Origin of the sequence: Solidesulfovibrio sp. C21, from assembly GCF_047785625.1 — a bacterium.
GTDB lineage: Bacteria > Desulfobacterota > Desulfovibrionia > Desulfovibrionales > Desulfovibrionaceae > Solidesulfovibrio.
In genome coordinates, this window is record NZ_JBLODY010000026.1 from 14,985 (window position 1) to 39,991 (window position 25,007).

The 25,007-nt window shown below is 58.5% G+C and carries 21 protein-coding genes and 1 other RNA gene; 15 read left to right on the forward strand and 7 right to left on the reverse strand.

Annotated elements, in window-relative coordinates; all coding sequences use genetic code 11:
• Positions 1-386 precede the first annotated feature (386 nt).
• Positions 387-839 carry a hypothetical protein gene (locus tag ACMZ6R_RS09805; protein ID WP_416110853.1) on the forward strand — a complete coding sequence of 151 codons (453 nt, stop codon included), beginning with the start codon at positions 387-389 and terminating at the stop codon, positions 837-839.
• A gap of 130 nt (positions 840-969) precedes the next feature.
• Here ACMZ6R_RS09805 and ACMZ6R_RS09810 read toward each other — a convergent pair whose 3' ends face one another.
• On the reverse strand, positions 970-2,178 hold the full coding sequence (locus ACMZ6R_RS09810) for a patatin-like phospholipase family protein (RefSeq protein ID WP_416110855.1): 1,209 nt from the start codon (positions 2,176-2,178) through the stop codon (positions 970-972).
• Between the two features lie 288 nt (positions 2,179-2,466).
• Between ACMZ6R_RS09810 and ACMZ6R_RS09815 the strand changes: the two genes are divergently transcribed.
• Positions 2,467-3,015, forward strand: coding sequence for a cyclic nucleotide-binding domain-containing protein (locus ACMZ6R_RS09815; RefSeq protein ID WP_416110857.1), 549 nt, complete (start codon positions 2,467-2,469; stop codon positions 3,013-3,015).
• 208 nt (positions 3,016-3,223) lie between these two features.
• Here ACMZ6R_RS09815 and ACMZ6R_RS09820 read toward each other — a convergent pair whose 3' ends face one another.
• Complete coding sequence (locus tag ACMZ6R_RS09820; RefSeq protein ID WP_416110859.1) at positions 3,224-5,152, reverse strand: methyl-accepting chemotaxis protein; 1,929 nt, start codon at positions 5,150-5,152, stop codon at positions 3,224-3,226.
• 727 nt (positions 5,153-5,879) lie between these two features.
• Here ACMZ6R_RS09820 and ACMZ6R_RS09825 point away from each other — a divergent pair.
• The 12 genes from ACMZ6R_RS09825 to ACMZ6R_RS09880 all read left to right on the forward strand — a co-directional run bounded on the left by ACMZ6R_RS09825 (position 5,880) and on the right by ACMZ6R_RS09880 (position 19,613).
• Positions 5,880-6,125: a hypothetical protein gene (locus tag ACMZ6R_RS09825; RefSeq protein ID WP_416110861.1), complete on the forward strand. Its 246-nt coding sequence runs from the start codon at positions 5,880-5,882 to the stop codon at positions 6,123-6,125.
• A gap of 51 nt (positions 6,126-6,176) precedes the next feature.
• Positions 6,177-6,533: a transfer-messenger RNA gene (ssrA, locus tag ACMZ6R_RS09830) on the forward strand.
• 172 nt (positions 6,534-6,705) lie between these two features.
• Positions 6,706-7,926, forward strand: coding sequence for a tyrosine-type recombinase/integrase (locus ACMZ6R_RS09835; RefSeq protein ID WP_416110863.1), 1,221 nt, complete (start codon positions 6,706-6,708; stop codon positions 7,924-7,926).
• 87 nt (positions 7,927-8,013) lie between these two features.
• Entirely contained in the window at positions 8,014-8,877 is an 864-nt protein-coding gene (locus tag ACMZ6R_RS09840; RefSeq protein WP_416110865.1) for a hypothetical protein, read from the forward strand.
• 191 nt (positions 8,878-9,068) lie between these two features.
• A complete protein-coding gene (locus ACMZ6R_RS09845) occupies positions 9,069-9,281 on the forward strand; it encodes a helix-turn-helix transcriptional regulator (RefSeq protein WP_416110867.1) in 213 nt (70 codons plus the stop codon).
• 112 nt (positions 9,282-9,393) lie between these two features.
• On the forward strand, positions 9,394-10,263 hold the full coding sequence (locus ACMZ6R_RS09850; RefSeq protein WP_416110869.1) for an AAA family ATPase: 870 nt from the start codon (positions 9,394-9,396) through the stop codon (positions 10,261-10,263).
• Between the two features lie 217 nt (positions 10,264-10,480).
• The gene (locus ACMZ6R_RS09855) at positions 10,481-10,849 is read left to right on the forward strand and encodes a plasmid mobilization protein (protein ID WP_416110871.1); all 369 of its coding nucleotides are present in this window, start codon (positions 10,481-10,483) and stop codon (positions 10,847-10,849) included.
• Positions 10,846-11,829, forward strand: a complete 984-nt coding sequence (locus ACMZ6R_RS09860; RefSeq protein ID WP_416110873.1) for a relaxase/mobilization nuclease domain-containing protein — start codon at positions 10,846-10,848, stop codon at positions 11,827-11,829. The genes ACMZ6R_RS09855 and ACMZ6R_RS09860 overlap by 4 nt, the downstream gene beginning before the upstream one ends.
• 675 nt (positions 11,830-12,504) lie before the next feature.
• Entirely contained in the window at positions 12,505-12,780 is a 276-nt protein-coding gene (locus tag ACMZ6R_RS09865) for a hypothetical protein (RefSeq protein ID WP_416110875.1), read from the forward strand.
• The gene (locus ACMZ6R_RS09870; protein ID WP_416110877.1) at positions 12,774-15,314 is read left to right on the forward strand and encodes a tetratricopeptide repeat protein; all 2,541 of its coding nucleotides are present in this window, start codon (positions 12,774-12,776) and stop codon (positions 15,312-15,314) included. The genes ACMZ6R_RS09865 and ACMZ6R_RS09870 overlap by 7 nt, the downstream gene beginning before the upstream one ends.
• A 76-nt stretch (positions 15,315-15,390) precedes the next feature.
• Complete coding sequence (locus ACMZ6R_RS09875) at positions 15,391-16,614, forward strand: pentapeptide repeat-containing protein (RefSeq protein ID WP_416110879.1); 1,224 nt, start codon at positions 15,391-15,393, stop codon at positions 16,612-16,614.
• A gap of 635 nt (positions 16,615-17,249) precedes the next feature.
• Positions 17,250-19,613, forward strand: a complete 2,364-nt coding sequence (locus ACMZ6R_RS09880; protein WP_416110881.1) for a PocR ligand-binding domain-containing protein — start codon at positions 17,250-17,252, stop codon at positions 19,611-19,613.
• On the opposite strand, the gene asnS is transcribed toward ACMZ6R_RS09880, so the two are convergent.
• Together asnS and ACMZ6R_RS09890 are read right to left on the reverse strand one after the other, a co-directional pair.
• Positions 19,610-20,998, reverse strand: coding sequence for an asparagine--tRNA ligase (gene asnS / locus ACMZ6R_RS09885; protein WP_416110883.1), 1,389 nt, complete (start codon positions 20,996-20,998; stop codon positions 19,610-19,612). The genes ACMZ6R_RS09880 and asnS overlap by 4 nt on opposite strands.
• Positions 20,995-21,486 carry an L-2-amino-thiazoline-4-carboxylic acid hydrolase gene (locus ACMZ6R_RS09890; RefSeq protein ID WP_416110885.1) on the reverse strand — a complete coding sequence of 164 codons (492 nt, stop codon included), beginning with the start codon at positions 21,484-21,486 and terminating at the stop codon, positions 20,995-20,997. The genes asnS and ACMZ6R_RS09890 overlap by 4 nt, the downstream gene beginning before the upstream one ends.
• A 204-nt stretch (positions 21,487-21,690) precedes the next feature.
• Here ACMZ6R_RS09890 and ftsY point away from each other — a divergent pair, with 204 nt between their 5' ends.
• Positions 21,691-23,226 carry a signal recognition particle-docking protein FtsY gene (gene ftsY / locus ACMZ6R_RS09895; protein ID WP_416110887.1) on the forward strand — a complete coding sequence of 512 codons (1,536 nt, stop codon included), beginning with the start codon at positions 21,691-21,693 and terminating at the stop codon, positions 23,224-23,226.
• A gap of 45 nt (positions 23,227-23,271) precedes the next feature.
• On the opposite strand, the gene ACMZ6R_RS09900 is transcribed toward ftsY, so the two are convergent.
• Genes ACMZ6R_RS09900 through ACMZ6R_RS09910 form a run of 3 tightly spaced genes read right to left on the reverse strand, consistent with a single transcriptional unit; the run spans position 23,272 to position 24,876 of the window.
• The gene (locus ACMZ6R_RS09900) at positions 23,272-23,502 is read right to left on the reverse strand and encodes a thioredoxin family protein (protein WP_416110889.1); all 231 of its coding nucleotides are present in this window, start codon (positions 23,500-23,502) and stop codon (positions 23,272-23,274) included.
• A gap of 19 nt (positions 23,503-23,521) precedes the next feature.
• Complete coding sequence (locus ACMZ6R_RS09905; protein WP_416110891.1) at positions 23,522-23,845, reverse strand: carboxymuconolactone decarboxylase family protein; 324 nt, start codon at positions 23,843-23,845, stop codon at positions 23,522-23,524.
• A 17-nt stretch (positions 23,846-23,862) separates the two neighbouring features.
• On the reverse strand, positions 23,863-24,876 hold the full coding sequence (locus tag ACMZ6R_RS09910) for a permease (protein ID WP_416110915.1): 1,014 nt from the start codon (positions 24,874-24,876) through the stop codon (positions 23,863-23,865).
• Between the last annotated feature and the right edge of the window lie 131 nt (positions 24,877-25,007).

The following is a 25,007-nucleotide window of genomic DNA, read 5'->3' on the forward strand; positions in this document are numbered from 1 at the left end:
TATCTACGGAACAATATTTTTGTTCATATTTTTGAGATACCCACTCTGAACAGAAAAATACCCCTTGTGCTTCGCAAACCAAAGGGGTATTTAGGTGCCATTATTTGGTGCGCCCTAGTTATTTATTGTAAATAATTTCAGCGTTTTACAGGAAATTTTTTGGTGCCACAAAATTTCCCTCCCTCGCTACCAGAACACAACGCGGCTCAAGGCAACCCCTTGGGCCGCTTCTGTTTTTTTTGCAGGCCGGAAAGGTTGGCCCGACGCTCCCGTTTCCGGAGTTCAAAAACACGTCGCCCCGTGCTATCGTCTCCACGACCGGCCTGGCCGGATCCGTTGCCACGACGCGGATCGAAGGCCCAAAACGACGACAACAAGGAGACTTCATGAACCCGCTGCGACTGCTGCTCATTGCGGCCTTGGCGATGTTGCCGATCATGGCGGGCTGCGCGCCCAAATCGAGCGACGGCATGGATTTCGCCAAGGGGTTCGGCGTGGATGTCGGCTTCAAGGCGGTGGACATGTGCCAGAACGTTTCGCCCGAAATGCACATCCATGGTGTTCCGCCCAAGACCAAGAAGCTCAATGTGAAGGTGCTGGACTTCGATTTCGGGACGGAAATCTTCAACCAGGATTTCGGGTTCCAGACCACCGACAGGGGCCTGTACATCAACGGCGCCCAAGCCATGGTCCCCAAGGGGTCGCTCTACGGCCCGAACCAGATGCCCTGCCCCAAGGAGATGCCGAAAAAGATGCAGGTCAAGGTGACGGCCCTTGACGCGAAGGACCGCGAACTGGCCAACGTCTCGGTGACCCGCGACGTCAAGCCCGCGCCCTGAAGACGGGGATTGCGCCACGCATGCCATAGCTTTTTTTGCTCCCCGACAAAAAAGGGCCCGGAGGCAAACTCCGGGCCCTTTCCTTTTGTAACGACGGGCGTCTTCGGCATCGACCAAGTGCGCCGCCCTGCTACTCCACGTAGCCCGGAGGCAGGGATTGCCAGGCCTTGCCTTCCTTGCCCAGGGCATAGCCCATGTCGAAGGTCTTGCGCATGGCCGCGGGGTCGAAGGGCTCCTTGTTGGGGCTGTCGAAATCTTCCGGAATGACGATGTAATCAAGCGTCATCCCGTCACGCTTGGTGAGCAGATAGCTGTAGGCAAGCGAACCCTTGGCCTGGGACTTGATCAACGTGGAAATGGAGCGCAACGCGATGGGGGCAAGACGCGGCCGGACGGATTCGCTGACCGGGCCGAGCTTGTTGTTGACGATGATGCAGACATGCTTGTGCAGCGCATCGTAGGCCGCCATGGCATGGGCATCCTCCGCGATCTCCTTGGGCAGCAGATAGGCGTCGTAGACGATGAACTGCGAAATCACCCCGCCGTCCACGTGCATTTCGTCGAAGGTTTCGCCGTTTTTCTCCACCGGGATATACACCGGCGGGAAGGCTACCGGGATGGAAGCCGAGGCGATCAGGATCTTGTGGATCAACTCGAGCGCCTTGGGGTTGCCCGAGGAGGCGATGGCCCCGATATCCCAGACCACGTTGCGCTGGGCGTCCAGGTTGGTGGTGGCGATGAAAAGCCGGCGCCCCCGGGCATGTTCCCGGGCCAACTCGGCCATCATTTCCGACGTGACAGCGGTTTCGACCAATTTTTTGAGCGGTCCGGTATCCGCCACCGAATCGCCCCGGATGATGTCCCAGATGCTTTTGAGAAAGAAAATATCCTTGGTTTGGATATTGGTATACAGCTTGCGCAAAACCGGGTCGTATTTCTTGCCCAAAAAGGCGAACGGCGCGGACAAGGCCCCCGTGGAGACGCCCGTCACCACGCGAAATTCGGGCCGGTCCCCTTTGTCCGTCCAGCCGCACAACACGCCTGCGCCAAAAGCGCCGTCCGCGCCGCCGCCGGACAGGGCAAGCAGGTACAAATCCTTTTCAGGGCCAAGGTCGTTGGCCTTGCGCCAGGCGGCGTATTGGCGTGCCCCCGTAACGAGGCTTTTCTGGAGCATGGGCGAAAGCGCATCCCCCCAATCCCGCACGTTGCGCATGCCCATGACGGACAATTCCTGGGCATTGGGGTCGATGAGCGGATGCCGTTTCCGAGCCGCGCCGCAACCGGCCAGGGAAACCATACAGACGAAAACCAAAAACCAGCCGGCGATGCGCTTGACCATGAATCCTCCGTTATCAGTCCCTCTCCGTACATGAGAAGGCAGGCCGAGGCAACCGAAGGCACAACAATACAACGCCCCCAGTCACAACGCGATAACAGAGTCCGTCTCGCCCAACGCCTGTTGTCGTATTATCCCATTCTCACCGGCGGTTGCCGGCCAGGGTGTGATTGCACCATGCGAGGACCTTGCAACAGTCCATGCACGCCACAACCCATCGTCGTATTCCCGTGGCGTAAAGGACCACAATCGGCCCTTTCGACCTTTTTTCTTGCCGCAAAGGGGGATAAGATGTCAGAGGACGGCTGGCAAGAATTCAAGAAACACGTCGCCGACATGGCGGCCGACGGGGAGGCCAATGTGGAACAGGGACAACGGGAAGCGGAAATCGCCGCCATCGCCACGCGCCTTGACAGCCTCAAACTCGCGGCCGGCTTCACCTTCGAGGAAATCCGGCTCCTTGCCGCCTATCTTCAGGAGAGCGCCTTTCCGGCCGGCACGGTCGTTATTCAGGAAGGCCGCAAGGCCAATTCCCTGGCCTTCATGGAAGAGGGCGTGGTGACCATCCAGAAAGAGGATACCGGCGCGCCCGAACGTCACATCATCGACCTGAGCCGGGACGCCGTCATCGGGGAGATCGCCTTTTTCGACAACGAGCCGCGTTCGGCCACGGTGGTGGCCAAAACCGACGTGCGACTCCTGGTCCTGACCCGCGAACAGTTCGACGCCCTGGCCGCCGAACAGCCACAATTGGCCATCAAGGTCCTTTTCGCCGTGGGCCAGGTCCTCAGCCGTCGCCTGCGCCAGGTGACGGGGCGCTTCGTGGGCTTGCTGGCCTAGGAGAAAGGGGAAAACGCACGCGAGGCAACGCCCCTTTTAAAGGCGTCACCTCTCGGCATCTTTCGGATTCCTCTCTCGAACGAACGCCCCGCCAGTGTCACGTGCCGCAATTAACTATGCGCCATTTTGCAGTCTCAACTACCCCAACATGCCTTAATGGCTCATCTTTAAGCCAACACAAACACATGCTTATTGGTAGAGCGCCCCGCTAGGCGGCAATGGCGTTCTTGCCGGATTCCAGGCCCGAAACCACGGTCTCCAGGCTCCGCGCCTGTCCGCCCAGTTCGGCCACGGCCTTGGCCGAGGCGGCCATGGCCTCCAGGGTATCGATGGCGATGCGGTTGATCTCCTCCGTGGCCCGGCGAATCTCCTCGGACGTGGCGGACTGCTCCTCGGCGGCGGTGGCCATGGAGCGGATCTGGTCGGACGTTTTGACCACGATGCCCACGATCTCCTGCAACATTTCTCCTGAATCGTTGGCTTTTTTCGTACCATCCTGAATGGCGAGGCTGGTCTGTTCGGTCTTTTCGATGTTCTTGCGCGTGCTTTGCTGCATGGTGGTGATAAACCCGGCCACGTCCTTGGTGGCGGTCATGGTCTTTTCGGCCAGCTTTCGCACCTCGTCGGCCACCACGGCGAACCCCCGGCCGGCGTCCCCGGCCCGGGCCGCCTCGATGGCGGCATTGAGCGCCAGCAGGTTGGTCTGGTCGGCGATGTCGGCGATGACGCCCATGATCTTGCCGATGCCCTCGGCCTGCCCGCCGAGCTCGTCCATGTCCCGCCGCAGTTCGTCGGCAAGCCGGTTGACGTTGCGGATGGCCTCCACCACACCGGCCACCATCCCGGCCCCGGTTTCAGCCTTGTCCTTGGCCGCCTCGGCCAGGGAATCGGCGGCGGCGGCGTTTTGCGCCACTTCCGTCACCGCTTCGGTCATGGCGTCCATGGCCGAGGCGGTCTCGCCGATGCGGTCCTTTTGCTGCATGGCGCCGCTTTCGACCATGTTCACACGCTGGGTCAGGTCCTCGATTTCCCGGGCCAGACTGTCGGCGATGGCCTGGGCTTCCCGGGCCGTTTCGCGCATGCGGTTGGTCTGGGCCTGCATGGCGGCCTCGCCCCGGCGCAGTTCGGTGAAGTCCAGGTACACGCAAAGCGAGCCCATCAATTGGCCGTTTATGGTGTTGTAAAGCGGGGACGCGTCAATAAGGACATTGCGCTCGTTGCCCTTGTGAGAAGTGATCACGACTTCCTCGCGGATGTTTTTGTTCTCGGCCATGGCGGTGGCCAGTACGGTCTTGCGCGAGGAATCCCCGTAAAAAAAACCGGCCACGTTTTTCCCGTAATGCTGCTGCGGCGTGCCGGATTGCTCGATCAACGCCATGAGGCTATCGTTGGTAATTTGCAGATTTTCCTCGGTATCCACCACGACGTAGGGCGTTGCGATGCCGCGCACGATGCCCTGGTAATATCCAAGCGAGGTTTCCAGATAACGGACCATCTCCAGCAATGACGCGGCGATCTGGGCGAATTCGCGGGGCAGGCCCGAGATCGGCTTGGTGCTGAAATCCCCGCCCCCGATGGTCTTGGCGTAATCGATAATGGCCGCCGCGCCCCGGCCAAGGCCGCGAATCAAAAAGACGATCAGCGCCATGAGCAGGATCACCGAAACAATGGCCATGCCCAGGAACATATGGAAAACCGAGGTTTCTCCGGCTTCGATGGCCTTGAGGTTGTCCGCCGCGACACGCTGCTGCACGCTGACGAGGGAAAGCACTGTTTTCTTAATGGCCCGCCACAAGGGCGTTTCCTCGGTATTGAGCATGGTCACGGCTTTTTTCACATCGCCGGCGGTGGCCATTTCCATCAATTGCAACTTGAGGTCGTGACTCTTGTTCCATTGCGGTTCAACACCGGAGAGTTGCCGGGCCATGTCTCCACGGGCCAGGGAAGCGGCCGCCGCGAGGGCTTTGCGGAACTTCTTGTCGGCAGCGGCGAAATTATCTTTGGCCTTTTGATCGTTGGGATTGAGAATCACATTGCGGGTGGCCTGTTCCGTTTGCAGCCCCTGGGCATAAACATCCTGGAGGTGAAAGAGCAACGGGCTGTCAACATTCCCGATTTTTTCCAGATAACCGAACATCCTTCCTTGTTGCAAATAGAGAAGAAAGATGGTGAGCGCTGCACCTATGACGCTTGCTATACCCAGTGTCATTAACAACCATTTTATGCTCATTCGCCTCATGATAATCTCCAGTGCAAAAGCGAAACGCCTTTCGTGTTAAAGAGCCCCCTCGGGGCTGGCCCGACAGAGATAGTTCTTGTCAAAAGCGTGAATATTCTATTTTTCACATAACTGAATAGCAAGCAAAAGATGTCTTTTTCGTCACAAAGATCATTTTTTGCGAAAATTCTCACAAGAGAGGCATTTTCCACGACAAGCCAGTATATCATTTTGTGATTTAAATAACAATCATCACCTACATCATCGTCCGATCGCAAGAACGGCAAGCGGTCCTACGGCTTTCTTCTTGCAAGGATAACGGCGCGGCTACAAGGGCGGAGCATTTGGCAGAAAACGGACGGGCATCCTGCCTAAAGAGCCGCGCGAAGCGCGCTGCTGCCCAGGCTTCGGACCATGCGTCGCGCGGAAAGGTGTACGCAGGATGGCCGATGCCCGTACTCCAGATGTTTCCGACGCGCGTTCCGGGGGCTCGGACTGAAAAAACGCTTCCCGAAACCGGCGGCAAACGGTAAGTTAAAAGGCATGCGGTTCGGGCCTGTTCGTCGGGATATCGTCGCAACAGTGTCTTTTCGTCACTCTCATGCGCCGCGTCGCTCTTTGCCCTGTCGACGCGAGGAGGCTCGTCATGCGCTCCACCATCTTGGCGTTCCTTGTCATTTTTGGCCTTATCGCCGGCTGCACCCGTGCCCCCTATTCCAAGCCGGGCGTGGAGCAAGCCACGGTGGAAAACGATTATTCCGATTGTTTCAGCAAGGCGTCGCTTGAGGTCAACACGCCGCCCTTTCCGGACAGCCCCATCGGGCAGCGTAAGCAGGATACCGATGCCTGCATGAAGGAGCGTGGCTACCAGGGCCATCTCCAGATGTTTTAGCCGAAGTGCTCCTTGCCTTTCGGCCGCAATGCGTTATAGTAAAGTTTCGACGGGGGCGCCCTGGTTTCGACGGGGATAGTGAAGCCCTGGTTGCAGGTCGAGGTGCCGCGAGGCCTCGTAAAACACGCGGCAACTGGTTAACTGCCAACGATTACGATTACGCTCTGGCTGCTTAATGACAGTCAGCGTCCCCTCGGCTGACGCCTGATACGCTGAACCGGGACGCCAACCCCATCAGGCTGGCGCAAACCTTCGTCCGTTGAGGGGCGCGCGAGACAACAGACGGACTGGCCGAAGGCGGCCCGGCCGGAAGGCCTGCCCGAGGCGAGATTGTTTTTCGGTCTAAGCCTGTAGACGCTAGGAGCGGAGCATTCTCGGACGGGGGTTCGATTCCCCCCGCCTCCACCAACTGACTATCCGACACCGTCCGATACGGTTCAAAAAGTCAGAAATTTCAGCCAAGAAGCCGGTCCGCAAGGGTCGGCTTCTTCCGTTTTGGTCCGTTGACATCCGGACAACTCACCGGATAACTAACCGGACAACACGCCAATTCCTCAACTTTCCGCAAGGAGGTTGTCCGGTGGCTCTTACCAACGTAGCAATTTCTAACGCAAAACCGGGAAAGTCTGTTGTCCGGTTGAAGGACGAGCGAGGCCTGTATTTAGAAATCTCACCACGGGGCGGAAAATGGTGGCGGCTGCGCTACTGGATCGGCGGGAAGGAGAATCGGATTTCCCTTGGAGTCTATCCTGACATCTCCCTCAAGGATGCCCGGGAGCGCCGCGACGAAGCGCGTAGACTCATCGCCAACGGCATTGACCCGAGCCAAGCCCGCAAAGACGAAAAAGCCGAAATCGCCGCCGACGTCGTGACCTTTGAGAAGGTGGCTCGGGAATGGTTTGCCAAGTTCAAGGAGAACTGGACACCCGGCCATGCCGCCAGGACCATGCGCCGCTTTGAAATGGACGTCTTCCCGTGGATCGGCACGCGCCCTATCCGCGACATCTTGGCCCCGGAGCTACTGACCACTATTCGCCGCATCGAATCCCGTGGAGCCATCGAGACGGCGCACAGGACCTTGCAGAACTGCGGCCAAGTCTTCCGCTACGCCGTCGCGTCTGGCCATGCCGACCGCGACATATCAAGCGACCTGCGCGGAGCCATCCCGCCTTCCAAGGAAAAGCACCACGCCAGCGTCACCGATCCAAAGGACGTAGCCGTCCTTCTACGAACCATCGAAACGTACCAGGGCTCTTTCGTGACCATGTGCGCCTTGCGACTTGCCCCCATGCTCTTCGTCCGCCCCGGCGAGCTCCGCCATGCCGAATGGTCGGAAATCGACTTGGACAAGGCGGAATGGCGCATCCCGAAGAACAAAATGAAGATGCGGGAGCAACATATCGTGCCGCTCTCCCGGCAAGCTGTCGCCATTCTATGGGAATTGCATCCCCTGACCGGAACCGGCCGCTACGTATTCCCTTCCTTGCGGACCGCAGCAAGACCCATGTCCGAGAATACGGTCAATGCCGCCTTACGCCGGCTTGGTTACTCCAAGGAAGAAATGACCGGGCACGGTTTCCGCTCCATGGCCTCTACCCTGCTCAATGAAATGGGCTGGAACCGAGACGCCATTGAGCGCCAACTTGCCCATGCCGAGCGAAATTCCATCCGTGCGGCCTACAATTTCGCGGAGTTTCTACCCGAGCGCCGGAAGATGATGCAGGCATGGGCTGACTACTTGGACAAGCTCAAGACAGGAGCCCAGGTCATTATGCTGCACTCTGCATCCGGGGAATCCTGAAACATTGGGGCCAAGACGAAAATTTAGCATATTTGGGATGCCAAATAATGTATTTACAATTTATAATTTTAGAAAAAGGTACTTTTTATGTACGATATGCCTAAGAATGGAATCTTAGTGTCTTTAGATGAAGTCCTTTGTTTTGCTGAGTTGATTTTGCGATGGAAGCATGAGGCTGGGCAAAAAATTATATCTGAGATTAACAAAGGGACACTTACACTTTACCATATAATAAAAGAATTGGATTTTGACACAGACGATCCTAGGATAGCCATTGTTAAATTATTTTCGACAACAGGAAGTGTTGGATTTTTATTTAGCAATATAAAATCATTTGTTTTTTTACTTTCTGAGATTGAAGACATTGAAAGCAACAACAACACATACAAACGATCATGTAGCAAAAACGACATATCATATGATTTTGAATTATGTACACTTAACAATGTGCATACCGTAGCACCCCAGGTTATATATGCTATGTGCAAACATACAGGCGTCGACATATTGACAGGCCATGCGCCACGAATATCATCTCTTCAAATCCGCACAACCATGGCATCAGATAAAATTGAACTCGATCTATGTCCTGCAGGAAATAAAAAGGATTGGGCAATTCCTAGAGAACAATTATTCTACATTAGACTGAAGTCATTTACGACCGATTCTATAGATGGAGCGTCATACAATATTCATAAAATACGAAGTCACATTAAATATTTACAGGAAATTGAAGGGGATGACGTTATACCGATCTTGAAACAAGTTCTCACTCGTTATCCAAAACTGACAGATGCTAAGATCGGCAAGTTATTTCCAGCGAACAAAAATAGCGAAAAGAATACGCACGCGGGCCATCAAAATAGGGGAAAACTGCTGATAAGGAAATTTAAGGAAAGTGACCCAGAATTTTGGATTAAATTTGCACCTATTGCTGGAAGAAAACTATAAGCAACTCACCAAAATAACTCTGTAAAAAAACCTCCGACAGCATCTCTTAGAAAGGGACAACCCACTATTCTCATTTTGACCCACCTGCAACCCATTGACAGACCCACTAGGTGCTTCCGCCATATTCGGCCCGGTTTGAACGAACTGGGCCTTTTTTATGCCAAAACGGCCCAAGCCATGGAGGTCATTTCATGTCGCAGTCTAGACGTACGCAGTCTCCTGCTCCCCTTCCCCAAGAAGGATTTGCCCGCCTGCCCCAAGTTCTTCACGTGTTGGGCATTGGGAAAACGAGTTTCTGGGAAGGAGTAAAGGCCGGTCGATTTCCATCACCTGTTAGTCTTGGCCCTAGAACCAGGGTCTGGAGAGTTGAAGACATCCGTCACTTCATCTCCTCGATGCGCTAAAGGAAATATCGTATGAAAAAATTAAGTATTCATTGGAGTTTTTCTTGTGGCGGTAGAATGCGATGCCAATACCGTTCAACGCTGTGGGCTCCCGTCGTTTGTGGTAGTTACAATGGACGACTTTCTCTCGATGGCACTTCCAGAACGCGACTACCTCCTCTACCCTGTCATTCCGACTCAAGGAATTGTCATCATGTTTGCCCCGCGAGGTATCGGAAAAACTTTTGCTGCCCTCAGTGCTGCATTGGCGGTGGCAGGAGGTTTGTCGGTTTTCAATTGGCGTGCGCCGAAAGCCAATCGAGTGCTCTATGTGGATGGAGAGATGCCCGCCCTGGCGATGCAAGAACGTCTCTCTGCTCTGGCACTTGGAATGGCTGCACCCGCCCATGCAATGAAGAACCTTTCCTTGCTGACTCCAGACATGCAGCCCCGGCCTATGCCGGATTTGGCGACAGTTGCCGGTCAAATGGCCCTGGAACCGTTTCTTGAGGGCATCAACATGTTGGTCCTCGACAACCTCGCGACCTTGGCCCGGACAGGCAAGGAAAACGAATCCCAGTCGTGGCAGCCTATGCAGAGCTGGTTGCTGGACCTACGCCGACGGGGCCTCGCCGTCCTGCTCATCCATCATGCGGGCAAGTCCGGGGATCAACGAGGTACATCTGCTCGCGAAGATATCATGGACACGGTGATCAGCCTGAGACGCCCACGACAATACAGCATGGCCGAGGGGGCACGCTTTGAGGTGCATCTGACCAAGGCACGCGGGATTGTCGGCGATGACGCCAAGCCCTTCGAGGTTCACCTTAAGGCGGAAGAGAACATTCTGCATTGGGAAGTGCAGGAATTGGAGGATGTGGAAATGGAACAGCTCAAGGGCCTTTTGGCTGAGGGGATGAGCATCCGAGAATGCGCGGAGGAAATGAGCATGTCCAAGTCTGCCATCCATCGTTTGAAACGGCGTCTGGAGGGGCTCGCATAAACGACCAAGCGAGGTGTCCCACTGTCCCACTCTCTAGCTCTGGGACAGTGGGACACCCTGTCTGCGGTCCCGGGCACGTCCACCACCCACCTGCGAGCCGCGCACGAACGGGCTGGAAGCAAGCCATGTTTTCGCTGCGCTCAAACGTCTTGCTCTGCGAGGCTCGGAGCCAGTGCCACCGCTCATGCGGTAGCCATCAAAACGGAGACTGAAGCACATGAATGGACGCCAAGGAAAAGACAAAGGCGGCCGCCCGAAGGGCGACCCTGCCGCCGTGAGGGACATCACCATAGGAGTGAGGGTCAACGCAGCCGAACGGGAAGCTTTGAACAGAAAAGCCCGACACATGGGCATGAGCCCCAGCCAGTGGCTACGGACGGCAGCGTTGCTCCGCAAGCTCCCCCCAACGCCCGCGCCTAAGGCCAACCGCGAAGCCTACGGAGAATTGACCCGACTCGCTGTGAGCATCAACCAGCTCGCCCGAGCCGCAAACGAGGGGCGAGCCGTGGTCTCTCCCTCCCTCCTCCTTGGCGTCCGCAAGGAAATCATCCAGCTCCAGCGGGCCTTGTTAGGGGAAGAGCCGTGATCGCCAAGCTCATCAAAGGGAGAGGATTTCGGGGAGCGGTCGAGTATGATCTCCAACCCGACAAAAGCGTCATGTTGGAAAGTAATATGGCAGGGTCAACTCCACGCGCCCTTGCGGCCGAATTCGGGGCAGTGCGCGCCATGCGACCGGGAGTCGGGAGAGCGGTCGGCCATGTGAGCATTAGCGTCCACCCAGACGAACGCCTTACCGACGACCAATGGCGCGAGACGGCTCACGCCTGGATGGAGGGAATGGGCTTCGTGAACAACCAGTACATTATCAGCCGTCACACCGACGCGGCCCATCCGCATATCCACATCCTGGTGAATCGGATCACGCTCGACGGCCAGGTTGTCAGCGACGCACACGACTACAAGCGGCAGGAGCCCATCATGCGCAACCTGGAACGACATTTCGACCTGCGCATGGTCGCCCCGAGCCAGGAAGTGGGCCGCGCAGCTCCTAAAAAAGGAGAGCTTGAGCACTCCCTGAGGACGGGCGAGACTTCCGCCCGAATGCGGCTGCAAAACGCAGTGGACACGGCACTTGGCCACGGATGCCCACTTGAAAACTTCCGTGACCGGCTAGCCCTGGTGGGGGTGGAAGTCCGCCTGAACATGGCCAGCACTGGCTTCATCTCGGGAATCAGTTTTGCCCTTGATGGTGTCGCCTTCAAGGGAAGCAAGCTCGGCAAGAGCTATACGTGGAATTCACTTCAACAAAGAGGCTTACGGCATGAGCAAGACAGACGACGTTCGGAAGAGGAGCTTGGGCTTGGGATTGGGCGGCGGAGATGGACCGGAACCGGGAGAAGCTGCGATGCTCCAGGATCGGCTTGCCCTGCTGAACAAACAGGAATTTCTGAGGGCCAAGAGTACGGCAGAAGTGATTACGCTTCTACAAGATTTACAGCGGGACATAAAAAGTGCGAGCGAGAACGTGAGAGCCTCCGCTCACGAAGTCAGGGGTTATCCCGTTGAGGTGGTAACGCAACTTAGCACACGGCTTGAAGTCTGTGTTGCACGATGTGAAGATGCCGCAAAGCGGGCAACCTCTCTATTTTTTAAGTCAGAATCTATGTATAATAAGATTGATAGATATAATTTTACTTTGCTTTTTGCGAGTAGCATTACTAGCAGTTTGCTCATAACATCCTTATTTGTCGTTGTTCCTAAATTTTTCCAATAAAATTTACAAAAGTGACTGGGATCATTTTCTAATGGTCCCAGTCTAATTCTCTATCTACTCCCCATCTTGATTTGTGATCTCGGCCGTGGTCAGGCCCGAGCAGCCCCTAGAAGCGTCCACGGTTTCCGGCCTGGTCATGACGGCCACATCGTTCATAGTGGGAAACTCTGGTTAATTGCTTTGCATTATGATATCAACTTTTTATATGATGATAGAATGTTTCGTCTCGTTGCGCACCAAACCGGCAGCGGTTTCCAACGGCCAATGTCGTTCCCATGAATAGTCGCATGGGGCACAACGACAGCGTCTGGACCCATGCCGTAGTAACTAGGCCCTGGCTGTTGTCACCGGCGGCTTATCCTAGCTGGTCTATCCCTTTTTCACCGAACGGATCATGCGAACCCACAACCTGCTTCAGGCCTGACGACCGGTCCAAATAGAACGAAAGGCACAGGGGATATCTCGGCATGGATTGGCATAGCACCTGGGAATTTTTGAGGGACGACAAGAACCTCGCCATCCTCAAGTGGCTTGGAGGAGGAGTTATTGTCGTCTTAGGCGCACTATGGGCGGTCTTCAAATTCGTGAAGAAGAGCGCCACAACACAGACTCCAATCAATGTTTCTAACAGCACTGGCGTTGCCATCGGAAACACGGTCAATCAAGAAGGTATGCAGGTTGTGGCTGGTTCGGATGCCACCATCAATATTGCTCCGACTTCCGGGAACGATGCTAAATGTTGAAGAAAAAGGACCAACAACCAGCGGCCAAGGTTGACAACAGTTCTGGCGTTGCCATTGGCAATCTGGTTGCCCCGGGTGGCACGCTGGTCGTGGCCGGCACGGGTTCCTCCATCAATATCACATCGCTTTCTCCGGAAGCACTTGCCTCCCTTGTCAAAGCGGCCAGTGAACCTGCCAGGCTGCAACTCGCCGACAAAGAAAAGGAACTTCGAGAGCTGGCCGTAAAGCTCGGGGTACACGAAACCGCTGTAGCCGGGATGTTGCGCATTCTCGGTGAAAAAGAAGTTCCTCTTGAGTTGCTGGCCATCCGATTGGGTGAGATTGCCAACCGCTATTGCGAACTCCGTCAACAGATACAAGGGCTGCAAAGCGACGACCCAGATGTTGACTGTTTGCGAACACAGGCGTCACAGGCCTTGGAAGAAGGCGAATACGATAACGCTGATCGTTTGCTTGATCAGGCTCAGAAAATCGATATCTCCGCACTCCAGGCACAACAGAAGGCTTTGGACGCGAGGAAATATTCTGCCGCCCAAACCATGGCCGCCCGCGGTGCACTCGAAGCCAGCCGCTTGAATTATATTCAAGCGGCCGCTCACTACGCCTCGGCCGTTACTATTGTCCCTCCGAATAGTCGAGAACATCTGGCATATCTGTTTGCTCAAGCCTGTACACTCTCGAAGCAGGGAGACGAGCTAGGTGATAACCAGGCATTTCAAGATGCCATCGTCCTGTATGAACAGGCGTTGGCATTGTGTCCAAGAGAAGTGTCCCCTTATGAGTGGGCCATAATCCAAAACGAGCTGGGTACCGCGTTGGCAAGGCTCGGGGAACGGGAATCAGGAACAGCGTATTTGGAAGAAGCTATAGCCGCCTTTCGGGCTTCTCTGGAGGTGCGGAAGCGTAACCGGATGCCCCTGGATTGGGCCGCAACCCAGAACAATCTGGGGATTGTGCTGGCGAATCTTGGGGAACGGGGGGTGGGGACGACGCATCTGGAAGAAGCTATGATCGCCTTTCGTGCTGCCCTGGAGGAGCGGAGACGTGATCGAATGCCCCGGGATTGGGCCGCGACCCAAAACAATCTGGGAGTTGCATTGGCAGAGCTTGGGAAACGGGAACTCGGCACGGTACATCTGGAAGAAGCTGTGACTGCCTATCGCGCGGTTCTGGAAGAATGGACGCATGAACGGGTGCCCTTGGAGTGGGCCGCAACCCAGAATAATCTGGGCACGGCGCTGACAAAGCTTGGGGAACGGGAATCGGGAACAGCACATCTGAAGGAGGCCGTAACTGCCTTTCGTGCGGCTTTGGAGGAGCGGAGGCGTGACCGGGTACCTCTGGCTTGGGCTGTGATTCAAAACAATCTGGGCAATGCGCTGGCAGTACTCGGGGAACGGGAATCGGGAACGGCGCATTTGGAAGAAGCCGTAACCGCTTATAGTGCAGCCCTTGAGGAGCAGCGGCGTGACCGGGTGCCCCTGGATTGGGCCGCAACCCAGAATAATCTGGGCACGGTGCTGGCAAAGCTCGGGGAAGGGGTATCGGGAACGGCGCAACTGGAAGCGGCCATAACCGCCTATCACGGGGCTTTAGAGGAACGAACGCGTGAACGGGTACCCCTGGATTGGGCAGAGACTCAGTACAATCTGGGAGTTGCGCTGGTAAAACTCGGGGAACGGGAATCGGGAACAGCGCAACTGGAAGCGGCCATAACCGCCTATCGCGGGGCTTTAGAGGAACGAACGCGTGACCGGGTGCCCAAGGCTTGGGCCGAGACCCAAAACAATCTTGGTGTTGCGCTGCTGGAACTCGGGAAACGGGAATCGGGAACAGCGCATCTGAAAGAGGCCGTGACTGCCTTTCGTGCGGCTCTGGAGGGGTGGAAGCGTGACCGGGAGCCCCAGGCTTGGGCAGGTGCCCAGAACAATTTGGGCAATGCTTTGGGGAGACTTGGGGAACGGGTATCGGGAACAGCACATTTTGAGGAGGCCGTGGCCGCCTATCGCTCGGCTCTGAAGGAGCGGAGGCGCGACCTGGACCCCCTGGCTTGGGCAAGGACTCAGCACAATCTGGGAGTTACGCTGGTAAAACTCGGGGAACGGGAATCGGGAACTGTACATTTTGAGGAAGCCGTGGCCGCTTACCGTGCAGCTCTAGAGGAGCGGAGGCGCGACCTGGCCCCCTTGGCTTGGGCAGGGACCCAGAGCAATCTGGGTGCCGCATTGGTAAAACTCGGGGAACGGGTATCGGGAACGGTGCATCTGGAGGAGGCCGTAACCGTTTATCGGGCTCTGGAGGAATGGACGCGCGAACGGGAGCCCCTGGATTGGGCCATGACCAAAAACAATTTGGGCATTGTGCTAGCATTGCTCGGGGAACGGGAATCCAACAGGCAACATTTGCAAGATGCAGCTACATGCTTCCAAGACACCATTGCAGTTTTTGAGCGTACCGAGGTTGGGCCTTGGACGCAGAGAGCCAAGGATAATTTAGAGAACGTTGAGAAATCGCTGGCCAAGATGGAGAACTGAGAAGGCATCCGCCATGTGTTTAACGAGTTCAAACGCGGTTGTTCCTATTCTACAATCAAGAGCATGGGGTTGTCTTTTGGGTGCAGCGGCCATTCTGGTCCTATGGCTCGGGGGCACCACAGTCTGGGCCGGGGGAGAGAAGCCGCAGCAGCCTTGGACCGGAAAGCTTGCAGACGGCACGGTGATCACGAAAGAGGATCTGCAAAAGCGGCTGGAAAAGCACAAAAAGTGGTTAGAGACCGAGGGGAAGGAGGGGATGAGGCTTGATCTCTCGAGCGCCAATCTTGTCGGGGCCTATCTTCCTTGGGCCGATCTCTCCAGGGCCGATCTTTTGGGAGCGGATTTTTATTGTGCCTTTCTCTTTAACGCCAATCTTTCCAAAGCGAATCTCTCCGAGGCCAATCTCTCCGAGGCCAATCTCTCCGGGGCTGACCTCTCCGGGGCCGATCTCTCCGAAGCCAAGATTTCCGGAGCTACACTTTCCTGGGCCAAATTCTCCGGGGCCAATCTTGGCGATGCCGATCTGTCCGGGGCCGATCTCTATGGGGTCGATCTTTCTGGGGCCATGATCACTGATGCAAACCTTGACGGAATTATATTTGAATCGATCAGAGGCCTTCCGGAAAAAGGGAAGCTAGATGGCATACAACATCTCGATACCGTCCGTTATAAATCTGAGGAGGGCTATATAAGTCTCGTTTTGCTTCGCACAGCCTTGAAGGATGCTGGCCTGCGCGCCTCAGAGAGACAGGCAACCTATGCCATCGAACACGGGAAGCTTACGCACATGCTGTGGCAGGGCAATGGCACCGTCACCCTGGCCAACGGCTATGCGGTCGTGCTTAGCGGTCTGGAACGAATTTTTCGTACTGTGATGTTTGACTGGCCATGTGCCTTTGGGATGTACCCCGGCCGGCCCCTCTTGATTCTTCTGCTCGGCATCCCCGTGTTTAGCCTTGGCTATTTCTTGGCTATTCGTCGCCCCTTCGGGGAGGGCAGCATCTACCAACTCTGGCCGGTTGAACGCCTGCCCGCCTACATTGGCGCGGACAAGCCCCAACTCATCCAGGCCACCGGCTGGGCCGCCATTCGCTGGGCACTGTATTTCAGCATCCTTTCCGCCTGCCGCATCGGCTGGCGCGAACTCAACCCAGGTTCCTGGATCGTCAACATGCAGCGCCGGGAATACCTTCTTAAGCCCACGGGCTGGGTCCGTACCTTGTCCGGCGTCCAGGCCCTCCTCAGCGTCTATATGCTCGCCCTGGCCGTTTTAACCTATTTTGGAAGACCGTTTGAATAACGAGGAAGTTACATACAGCACGTGGTTTATCCGGATAACTTTCCGGATAACATTAAAAACACGAACTAATTTTATCATGTAAAATCATTGTATTATAGCATCAATATGGTTGACCCCGCCCCACCAAAACACTTTTCCCCTAGGCCCCGCATGGATTTTCGAACCATGCGGGGCCTATGTTTTTGGCGGCTACTGGTTCCCGGTGGTTCCTGAGAGTTCCTTGACAGCCCGAGCACATCGGGGGCAAAAATGGGGCAAAATTGAGCCTGACGGCACCTCAAAGATGTATTTTACCCCAACGCACCGAAGTGAAGATAAAATCCATCAAGTCTGCCGGAAAAATAGTTCGCTTTTATGACAAGGAAGACTGTATCTGGAATTGAGCGTTGCGGGTGGGAAACACTCCCTCCAACTTTTCCACGCACCCTGTGCAAAAAAGCCCCCGGACCCTACGCTCGGGGGCTTATTTTTTGAGGTGTTGCGGCGCGCACGCGCCGGGATACTGCATTGAACTCTCCCGCTATTTCCGACACCCTCGAAAGGCCGACACGCCCCCCCCCTTGCGGAAATAATTGTTGTAAAAAAAACCCGCGTTGGCTTATAGTGGGAAAAACCATGAACGCTCTCGAGGGGATATGCAACGCGACAGACCCACCGACACGCCCCCGGAACAACACGGCCGGCAGGAAGGCAACGACGCCCCAGAGCCCGGCCGACGGGAAATCCCCCCCGGGGTCCCTCGTTTCGAGGACATCTTTTCCCTGGAAGACATCCAGCGCATCCAGGACGCCTTTGCCGCCGCCGCCGATGTCGCCTCCCTCATCACCACCACCGACGGACGCCCCCTGACCAAGCCAAGCAATTTCACAACCTTGTGCCGTGATTGCATCCGCAACACGCCCAAAGGGCGCGCCAACTGCACCCGCTCGGACGTCGCCCTCGGTCAGGCCTGCCTCCGTGGCCCGGCTGTGGCCAAGTGCCTGAGCGTCGGGCTGCTCGACGGGGCAACCCCCATCTTTTTCGGCCAGCGCCATATCGCCACCTGGCTGATTGGCCAAGTGGCCGACGAATCCTTCGATGCCGCGGCCGCCATGGCCTACGCCCGGGAAATCGGCGCCGACGAGGACGCCTTCCGCCAGGCGCTTCAAAAGGTGCCCCACATGTCCCGGGAGCGGTTCGCCAAGGTGTGCACGGCCCTGCACCGCTTTGCCGAGCATCTCTCCACCCTGGCGCTTACAAACCACCAGCAGTCGCTGCGCATCGACGACCTGCGCCAGGCCCAGGCGGGGCTCAAGATCCGCGACCGCAACCTGGCCGACATCATCGAGTTCCTCCCCGACCCGACCATGGTCGTCGATGCGCAAGGTTCCGTGGTTTTCTGGAACAGGGCCATGGAAAAGCTCACCGGCATCTCGGCCGTGGACATGCTCGGCAAGTCGCATTTCGAATACGGGACGCCTTTTTACGGAACCCCGATGCCCCTTTTGATCGATTACGCCCGGGGCGCCGTGGGCCAGCCGGACGCACGCTACGCCGTGGCGGACATGGGCGTGGATTCCATCATCGCGGAGGTCGCCGTGGCCGCACTGCCCCGAGGCCCCCGCCATATCTGGGCCAAGGCCGTGGCCCTGCGCGACGAGGCGGGCAGGATCACCGGCGGCATCGAAGTTATCCGGGACATTACGGACAAGCAGCGGGCCGATCTGGCCTTGCGGGAGAGCGAGGAAAATTTCCGCCGCATCGTGGAAACCGCCAACGAAGGGGTCTGGGTGCTCGATGCGGACCACAAGACGGCCTTCGTCAACCGCCGCATGGCCGCCATGCTCGGCTGCGCGCCGGAAGAGATGCCCGGTCGCCCGATGGATCCCTACCTGACGGGAAAATCCCTGGCCACTGTCCGGGAGCATTTGGAAAAACTGCGCCAGGGGCAAAGCCCGGTGTTCGAACACGAGCTTCGGACCGTAACGGGTGCGTCGCTGTGGGTCATGGTGTCGGCAAGTCCCCTCTACGACGCCTCGGGCAGCTATATCGGTGCGCTCGGCATGTTCACGGACATCACGGCCAGGAAGAAAATCGAGGAGGAATTGGCCGAAAGCCGTCAGCGCCTCGAGGCCGAGGTGGAGGAACGCACCCGCGACCTGCGCCTGCAAACCCTGGAACTGGCCGAGGCCAACATCCGCCTCAGCGAACTCGACCGCCTCAAGTCGGCCTTTTTGTCCACCGTGTCCCACGAACTGCGCACCCCCCTGACCTCCATCCTGGGCTTCGCCAAGTTGATAGGGCGCGATTTCAACGAGCAGTTCCTGCCTCTGGCCGAAGGCACCCCGGCCTTGCAAGCCAAGGGCCGGCGCATCGCCGCCAACCTGGGCGTGGTGTACGGCGAGGCCGAGCGCCTCACGCGCCTGATCAACGACGTCCTGGACCTCAACCGCATCGAGTCCGGCAACATGCTCTGGCGCGACACGCGTTTCAACCCCATGGAAGTGCTCGGGACAACAGCTCGCAACATCAAAGGCCTCCTGGCCCAGCGGCCGGAAATTTCCTTTGTCCTCGAGGCGGACGAGGATGTCCCGGAAGTCTGCATGGACCCGGACCAACTGATTCAGGTCACAACCAACCTGCTGCAAAACGCGGTGAAATTCACCCGGGAGGGTACGGTGCGCATGACGGTCCGGCGCGAAGGCGAGGCGCTTATGCTCGCCATCGCCGATTCCGGGATCGGTATTCCGGCCGAGGAACTGGAAGCCATTTTCGGCAAGTTCCATCAGGTCGGCCGCGGCGACACCATGCGGGAAACGACCAAAGGAACGGGGCTTGGCCTGGCCATCTGCCGGCAGATTGTGCGCCATTACGGCGGCCGGATATGGGCGGAGTCGCAGCCCGGCCAGGGCAGCGTCTTTTACGTGCTCCTGCCCGGTTGCGACGCCACCCGGTCCGATGCGCCGGCCACGATGGAACCGCGTGACCCCGCCGCCCCGAGGCCGAGGCCATACCGTTAAAACTCCAGATGCCGCCAGGTGCGGGCAAAGGCCATGACGTCGCGGATGTTGCCGATGCCGGTGACGAGCATGACCAGCCGCTCGAAGCCCAGCCCAAAACCGGCATGGGGCACGGTGCCGAAACGACGCGTGTCCAGGTACCACCAGTAGCTCTCCATGGGCAGCGACAGCTCGCGGATGCGGGCGGTCAGCACGTCCAGGCGCTCCTCGCGGGCGCTGCCGCCGATAATCTCGCCGATGCCCGGAACCAGCACGTCCATAGCCGCGACCGTTTGGCCGTCGTCGTTTTGGCGCATATAAAACGCCTTGATCTCCTTGGGATAGTCGTAGACCACCACCGGCCGCTTGAAATGCTTCTCGGTCAGGTACCGCTCGTGCTCGCTTTGCAGGTCGCAGCCGAACCCTACCGGAAACTGGAACTTGGCCTCCGCCCTGGACAAAATATCCACGGCCTCGGCGTAGGGCAGGCGCACGAAAGGCTGCTCGAGAATCGCCCCCAACGTCTCGGGCAGGGACGGATCCACGTATTTGACGAACAGCCCGAAGTCCTCGGCGCAGTCGTTTACAGCCACCCCGACCAGATGCTTGAGCAGGGCCTCGCCCAGGTCCATGTCGTCGTCCAGGTCGGCAAAGGCCATCTCCGGTTCGAGCATCCAAAATTCGGCGGCATGGCGCGAGGTGTCGGAGTGCTCGGCCCGGAAGGTGGGGCCAAAGGTGTAGACCTGGCCCAGGGCCAGGGCGAGCGGTTCGGCCGAGAGCTGGCCCGAGACGGTGAGGTAGGCGTCCTTGCCGAAAAAATCCCGGGCGGCCCGCTCACCGGGCGGCAGGCAGGCTTCGGCGTCGGAAAGCGCCGTGACCCGGAACATCTCGCCCGCGCCCTCGCAATCCGAACCGGTGATGATGGGCGTCTGGACCCAGGCGAAGCCGCGCGCAGCGAAAAAGGCGTGCACGGCCTGGCCCAGGGCCGAGCGCAGGCGCAGCATGGCCCCGTACTTGTTGGTGCGCGGGCGCAAGTGGGCGATGGTGCGCAGGAATTCGTCGGAGTGGCGTTTTTTCTGGAGCGGATAGGCTTCGGGATCGGCCGCGCCGAGCAGTTCCAGGCCCGTCGCCCGCAGCTCGAAGCGCTGCCCCTTGCCGGGCGAGGGAACCAGTTCGCCGGTCACGGCCACTGCCGCGCCCGTGCCGAGGTCCTTGAGAACGTCGGCTCCCTGCACGCCCGCATCCACGATCACTTGCAGGTTGGTCAAACAGGAACCGTCGTTTATTTCCAGAAACGAAAACCCCTTGGCGTCGCGGCGGGTGCGCACCCAGCCCATGACGCGGGCCTCGGCCCCGCTGCCGACGCCTTTTAGGGCCGCCTGGACGGTGGTACGGCGCATGCTCATCGTTTTTCCCAGGTGAAGGTGAACGGACAGCGGCTTTCGCCCGAGGCGATGGTGCCGGGGCGGGTGAGCCGCAATTTGTCGCAGTAGCCGGCCACGAACGCGCCGTCGCGCAGGCAGGAGATGCGTGTGACCAATTCCTCGGGCAGGCCCATCTCACGGTAGCTTTCGGCGTAGCGGCAGCGGGTCACGTCGAAGGAAAGGCTGTCCGGCTGGCGACACACGTTTTCGATGGCAAGCGCCCCACCGGCCCGCCACATGTCGGTGACGGCCGCGAAATGCGTAAGGCTCGGCCCGCCCGGCGCTTTGGCGGCAAAATTCCGACCGGCCTTGCGCGCCGCCCTTTCGACGGTTTCCTCGACCACGTCCAGGGCGGCATCCTTGCCGATCGTATCCACCAACACGGCATAGACCTCGGCCAGCATGGCCGCCTCGATGCAACGTTGCGTGAGCATCGTCGTGACCGGGGCGCTCGCCTCTTCCGGTTTCATGCAGCAGACTCCTTTCGGGAACGCATGGCGCGTCTCCCGCCTGCGGGTCTTTTGCCACAAGGCGACAACCAACCACAACCGCCCAACGCCACTGAGTGCCCGGGCGGTTGCGCCCAACCCTGCGCCCGGCTATACCTTGAGGCCGCGCGCTGCCTTGCGCGCTCCTGCCACACCGATTTCCACCCGAACACAAGGATGCCGTTCATGGGCTTTTTTTCGAAGATCAAGAAATTCTGGAAGACGGACGAGGAAACACAGACAGCCGCCACGTCCCCGGAGGAAACCGACACTCCCGAAACCGCCCCTTCTCCTGAACCCGCCGCCGCCATGGCCGAAAAGCCGGCCGCGCCCATCGACGAAGCCGTCGCGCCCGAGCCAGAAGCACCCGAGGCGACGGCCGGGCCCGGGCAACCGGTGATCGAACCCAAGCCGACCCCGGTTGCTCCTCCGGCGCAACCGGCCGCGCCCGAAGCCGCACCCCAAGCGGCCAAACCAATCGCAGCCGAGTCCCAGGCTTCGACGGTTCCGGGAGAAAACGCACCCTGGCGCGACGCGCTGATTCTCGAGTTGCGACAAGCCGAACCCAAGCTCTCGGCCTGGCTCGATATTCTCCTTGCCGACGTCACCGAGGCCGGACCGGACCTGTGGGACCGGCTGCGGTTTTTGTTCGCGAGCTTGCAGGCTCCGGCCGACGAGGCCGACGCGTTCGTGGCCAAGTTCGCGGACTGGGTCGCGCTCATGGAATACGACGAGGTGGAGTTGTTCCGTTCGGAACTGCAATACCGCCTGGCTTTGGCCCTTGACCTTGAGGATGAGGAGGACGAGCGCAACCGGCTTTTCCTCAAGCTCTCCGAAGGGCTGGCCAAGACCAAGGAACAGATCGTCAAGCGCATCGACGGGCTGCTCGGCAACCATGCCGTCATCGACGAGGCGTTTTGGGAGGAGCTCGAGGAAATCCTCATCATGGCCGACGTCGGCTACGAGCCGGCGGCCAAGCTCATGGACAACCTGCGCGAAAAGGTCAGAAAACGCGGCACCACCGACCCGGCCGTGTTCAAGGACATCCTGCGCGAGGAATTGGCGGAAATCTTCCAGGTCCAAAAGACCATCAAGGCCATCAACCCGCCGGAAGTGGTCATGATGATCGGCGTCAACGGTGTGGGCAAGACCACCACCATCGCCAAGCTGGCCCACCGCGACATCATGCAGGGCAAGAAGGTGCTCATCGCCGCCGGCGACACCTTCCGGGCCGCGGCCATCGAACAGCTCAAAATCTGGGCCGACCGGGCCGGCGCGAGCTTTTACACCAAGGGCGAAAACGCCGACCCGGCGGCCGTGGCCTTCGAGGCCATGGACAAGGCCCTGGCCGAGGGCTTCGACGTGCTCTATCTCGACACCGCCGGCCGGCTGCACACCAAGGCCAACCTCATGGAGGAGCTCAAGAAAATCCGCCGGGTCGTAAGTAAGAAACACCCCGGCGCGCCCCACCGTTCGGTGCTGGTGCTCGACGCCACCACCGGCCAGAACGCCCTGTCCCAGACCAAGCTTTTCAACGAGGCGGCGGGCGTGGACGAGATCATCCTGACCAAGCTCGACGGCACGGCCAAGGGCGGCGTGGTGGTAGGCATCGCGCTGTCCTTCGGCGTGCCCATCACCTATGTGGGGCTGGGGGAAAAGATGGAGGACTTGCGGCCCTTCGTGGGCCAGGACTTCGCCCAGGCGCTTTTGGGCGTGGAATAAAAAAGCCAGGGGAGGCCAAGCCTCCCCTGGTTCCGCACCAAATAATCAGGAAATCCAGGTCGCTATATCCGCTTTCGGCGGAATCGACCCCACGGACTTGATCACTCCGTCGACAACCACCGCCGGCGTGGTGAAAACGCCCATCATGGCGATCTGCTTGATGTCGGTCACCTTTTCGACTTGGGCGTCACTGCCCTTTTCCGCGACCGTCTCCCGCACCAGCTTTTCCAGTTCCTTACACTTGGCGCAGCCCGTGCCGAGCACTTGAATCAACATCGTATGTTCCTCCTGGCGCCTATTTCTTGCAGGCGCAGTCAATGTTGCCGGACACGATATCGGCCACGTCGCCGAGCACGTCGTGGGTCCAGCAGTCGTCGGCCCCGGCCGCCTCGCGCATGACCAGGGCCAGGATGTAGGCCAGTTCCTTAAGGCTCGCCCCGGCCTCGAGGGCTCCCTTGAAGTGCTTGAGCACGCAGGGTTTGGACCGGGCCTTGATGGAGACGGCAAAGCAAATGAACTGATAGGTCTTTTCGTCGATGAGCCGCTTTTCGGCATAGAGCGCGTCCATGGCATCGAGCGAGGACGCGAATTCCGGGAAGAGCTGGGCCAAAAAACGCATGGCAACCTCCTTCTTCGTTACAACAGTGCGTTGAACACATACCCCACAAGCAAAATGCCGCAGCCGACAATGGCGGCAAAGGCCACCAGCAGCGGCACCTTGAGCACCTTGCGCAAAATGACCATCTCCGGCAGCGACAAGGCGATGACCGACATCATGAAGGCCAGCACCGTGCCGAGGGCCGCGCCCTTGGCCAAAAGCGCCTGCACCACCGGCACGATGCCGGCCGCGTTGGAATACATGGGGATGCCGATCAGGACGGCCAGCGGCACCGACCACCAGTTCCCCTGCCCCATGATGGAAGCCATGAACCCCTCGGGCACGTAGCCGTGGATGCCGGCGCCCACGGCGATGCCGGCCAGCACCCACTTCCAGGTGCGCCCGACAATCTCGCGCACCGCGCCAAAGGCGTAACCGATGCGCGCGCTTGCGGTCATGGATTCGGGCATGGCCTCGCCTTCGCCGCCCCGCACGGCCAGGACCCAGTCCTCGATGTAGCCTTCAAGCTTGAGCCGCCCCAGCGTCCAGCCGGCAACGATGGCCACGGCAAGCCCCATGGCCATGTAGAGGGCGGCAACCTTCCAGCCAAGCAGGCCGTAAAGCAGCACCACGGCGATTTCATTGACCATGGGCGCGGAGATGAGAAAGGAGAAGGTGACCCCGAGCGGCACTCCGGCCGAGACGAAGCCGATAAAAAGCGGCACAGCCGAACAGGAGCAAAAAGGGGTGACGATGCCGAGCATGGCGGCCAGGCCGTTGCCGGCAATCTCGCGCCGGCCGGCCAGAATGCGCCGCGTGCGTTCAGGGGTGAAAAACGACCGGAGGATGCCGACGAAAAAAACCACCAGGGTGAGCAGCATGAGCACCTTGGGCGAATCGTAGAGGAAAAATTCCACGGCATCGGCCAGGTGCGAGCCCGGCGTCAGGCCAAAGACCTGATAGGTGAAAAATCGGGACAGGGGCAGGAGCCAGCTGTAGACAAAGGCCCAGGCCCCAAGCGCCGCCAAGCCGAGCAGCAACTTCACAAGCATCGGCCAGCGGCTCCCCTGCCCCGAGGCGGCGGGCCGCTCGCAGGCGCAGCCTTCAATTTTCCTGGAGATATCCATGATTGCCTCCCTGGCCGTGGCAACACCATCGTTGGCTATTTGGCCAAGAAGAAAAG